Origin of the sequence: Nocardia sp. NPDC058497 (genome assembly GCF_042720195.1) — a bacterium.
In the GTDB taxonomy this organism is placed as follows: domain Bacteria; phylum Actinomycetota; class Actinomycetes; order Mycobacteriales; family Mycobacteriaceae; genus Nocardia.
In genome coordinates this window covers 1-3,424 of sequence record NZ_JBHXMY010000616.1, presented here as the reverse complement: position 1 = coordinate 3,424, position 3,424 = coordinate 1, and the positions used below count along the sequence as shown (strand labels likewise).

2 protein-coding genes are annotated in these 3,424 nt (G+C 68.1%); both read right to left on the bottom strand.

All coding sequences use genetic code 11. The features are described from left to right. Positions 1 to 18: 18 nt before the first annotated feature. Positions 19 to 3,093: a hypothetical protein gene (locus ACFWPJ_RS28265; RefSeq protein ID WP_378855854.1), complete on the bottom strand. Its 3,075-nt coding sequence runs from the start codon at positions 3,091 to 3,093 to the stop codon at positions 19 to 21. A gap of 4 nt (positions 3,094 to 3,097) precedes the next feature. After that, positions 3,098 to 3,235, bottom strand: a complete 138-nt coding sequence (locus ACFWPJ_RS28260; protein WP_378855852.1) for a hypothetical protein — start codon at positions 3,233 to 3,235, stop codon at positions 3,098 to 3,100. Between the last annotated feature and the right edge of the window lie 189 nt (positions 3,236 to 3,424).

Sequence of the window (3,424 nt, the reverse complement as noted above, 5' to 3'; positions counted from 1 at the left end):
GTCGGCTGGGTCTTTTTGTTAAATGCGTCTGGCTCTGGGGGGGGTGGGCGGGGGTCTCAGGTGGGTTGGGGTGCTGTGGGCGCGGTGGGGGTGTTTGTGGTGGGGGGTGAGGGCGGGGGTGGTGCTCGGGGGGAGGCCGAGGTTCGTGCGGACTGTGTTGGCGAGGTCGGTGAGGGTGGGGTCGGTGTCGGCGTCGATGGTGAGGTCGGCGGTGGTCGGGTCGGCGGTGGGGACGACGTCGACCATGAGCCAGTCGCCGAGGGGGAATTGGGCGCCCTGGTTGAAGGTGAGGTCCGTGGCGAGCTGGGCTCGGTCGGCGGCCGTTTCGATGGTGGAGGGTGGTGTGGTGGGGGAAGCGGTGACGGCTGCGGTTAGTCGGATGACGCGGACTGGTGCGCCGAGCGCGGTCGGGTAGCTGGCGCTGCGGTAGGGGCGGCCGGTGGTGGGGTTCACCCGCAGGGCTTGGTTGTTCTCCGGGGAAACTGGGCGCAGGGATTCGCGGGCCTGGCGGGCGCGGTTGGCGTTGTCCAGTTGTTGCGGGGGGAGAGTGGTGTCGTGGGCCGGCCGGGTGTCGGTAATCCGGGCCGGGTTCGTTGCGGGGTTGGATTCCGCGGGGGTCGAGGTGGTTGGTGGCGTGCCGGTGTCGATGCGTGCAGGCGGGACCGATCGTGCCGGCGCGGCATCGGCGGTGCTGTTCACAGCCCGGGACGCGGACGGAGTGGATGTCGGTGTGGGGCTGGGTGTGCCTGGTGGAGGTGCACTCGTCCGGTTGGTCGTGGATGACGGCGGAGTACTCGTCGGTGCCGGCTGGTGGGTCGGCGGCGTGACCGGAGTGGTGCCGATCGGCGGAGTCGATCCGGGGAACGCGGGGGTGGGGTTGAAAGGTGTCGCGACGGTGGTCGTCGTTGCCGGTGCGGTGGGTGTCGTGGTCGTCGGGGCAGGTGCCGTTGTTGTGGCTGCTGCGGTGGTGTCTGTGTCAGTCGACTGGCTCTGGCGGCTAGGGTCGGCTGGCGGCTGCGTGCTCGGCGTTGCGGGCGGTGTCGACGGGTTGCCGGATTGTGGAGTCGTTCCGGGCACGGTGGTCGACGGGTTGGTGCTGGGGTTCGGGGTGGTGGAGGTCGGCTCGGCCGTACTCGTCGGCTGGGTGGCGGGCGCGCTAGTTGTGGGGTTCGACGGCGGGGTCGAGTTCGGCTGGGCAGGGAATGAATCAGTCGGCGTGGTTGGTGCGGTCGGCTGAGTGTTCGACGGGGTGCCGGCTGGCGGAAGGTCCGGCGATGACGGGATGGGGGACGGTGCAGCGGGTGTGCTGGGCTGACCGGTTGTGGTGGGAGAAGGGGATTCGGCTGGTGTCGCGGGATTCGCAGGCGCGCTGGGGTTTCCGCTACTGGGGGTCGCGGCAGGCGCGGTCGAGTCGCCATCATTCGGCGCGGCAGGTGCGGCGGTATTACCGCCATCGTTTGGTGCCGCGGGTGCGGTATTGCCGCCGTCGCTTGGCGCGGGCGGCGCGGTATTACCGCCATCGCCTGGCGGGGACGGCGCGGTATTGCCGCCATCACTCGGCGTGGAAGGCGTCGTATTTCCGTTGTCGCTCGGCGTGGAAGGGGTCCCGGTGCCGGTCGGGTTTGTAGGCGTTGTGTCGCCCTGCGGCGACGGACTAGGACTCGATTCGACTGGTGTGGCGGGTGAATCGGTGTTCGGAGCCGGGGTCGAATCGCCGGGCGAGGCGGGGGTGCCAGGCTGTGTTCCGCTGGGCTCGCTCGGGGAGCTTGGCGTGCCGCTCGGGTTGTTTGGGGCACCGGAATCAGACGGTGAGCTCGGAGCTGCGTCGCTGGGCGTGTTGGGACTGTCGGCTGGACCGCCGTTCGACGGAGTGCCGCTGGCTGGATCGCCGCTCTGTCCAGTCCCGGCCGGACTGGTCGAGGGCGAACCCTCACCCGGTGACGAGGGTGTTCCCACCCCATCCGGCTGAGTCCCGTTGCCCTCCACCGCCGACGGCGTCCCGGCCGATGCAGGAGAGGTGGCTCCCGGATCACCCGACGACGCCGGTGAAGCCGGCTCCGGCGCCGAATCTCCCGACTCACCAGTGCCCGCCGGTGTCGTGGGTGCATCGGTATCGCCGGGCACATCACCCAGCTCGGGAACAGAAGGTGCGGGCGAGTTCCCGTTACCACCACCCGATTCCAGCGCGCTCTGCACACCACCCGCGCCCGCGCTGGTGAACGTGTCCACCCCGATATCGAGATTGAAATCCTGCCCCATCAACAGCGACGCCGCACCCGCGGAGGCGACCTGAGCCGACAGATCGGCGCCGAGTTCGGTCGCCGCACCGGTCGCGGACTTCGCGGCCAACTTACCCAGCCCAGAGGTGATCCCGTCGCCGACACCATCGAGCTTGCCACCCAAACCGGCACCGACGGCACCACCGACCGCGCCACCGAAAGTCGCCAACCCCAGATCCGACCAACCGAAGTCGTCCATCGTGCGGTCACCCTTGGCGACCTGGATGGTGCGGGCAATCCCGTCGATCCCGCCCTCTTCGAGCGCTTCGAACGCCGCCCCACGCAACGCCGCCCGCGCCGCCGCCTTGGCGATACCACGAGCGATCATGCGGGTCAGCAGCGATTTCATCGCCACCCGCACCGCGACCTGGGCCGCGATCCGCGCGGCGACACCGGCGGCGGCACCGATACCGGTCCACGAAGTCGCCAGCGCGACACCGATTTCCACCGCCGCCACGATCATCGTGCCGATGATCACCAGCTTGGTGTGCTCGATGTCGTTGGCGCCGTCGTCGAGCAGTTCGGCTTGCTTCTCACACCACTTCCGGATCGCGGTGAACGCCGCCTCCTCACCAGCGAGGAGCTTGTCGCGGTAGGCGAGCAGCGCGTCGTGGGTTTCGCCTTCGGACAACGCGGCCAACGCCGAGTTCAGGGTCTTGGCGGCCTCGTCATCGACGGTGTTGAGCGTCTCGGCCATGGCAGTCCAGGCGTCGGCGGCTCGCCGCATCGCGGTTTCGTCGCCTTCGGGCCAATCGCCCGCGCCGAGAATGTATTTCGCTACCCATTGCAGCGAATCAGGGATCTCGATACCCACCCGGTCAGATACCGGTCTGGTTCAGCTGGGCTGCCGTCGCGGTGTCCTGCTCGGACAACTCGGTGGCGATGGTGACCATGTTCGTCCCGAGCTGGGTCATCGACTTGCCCAGATTGGAGACCGAGGTTTTGCCCTTTTCCACACCCGGGGTGTAGTTCTGGGCGAACGCCTGCCCGATCTCGTCAGAACCCCAACACTCGCCCTCGGCAGCGAGAGCGGCCGCCAGTTTGTCGAGCGCGGTGGTGATGGTCGAGGCGACAGCGTCGAACGAGGGTTGTGCTTTCTCTTATACACATCTTACTCTTCCGACTAATATATATTTTTATATCTC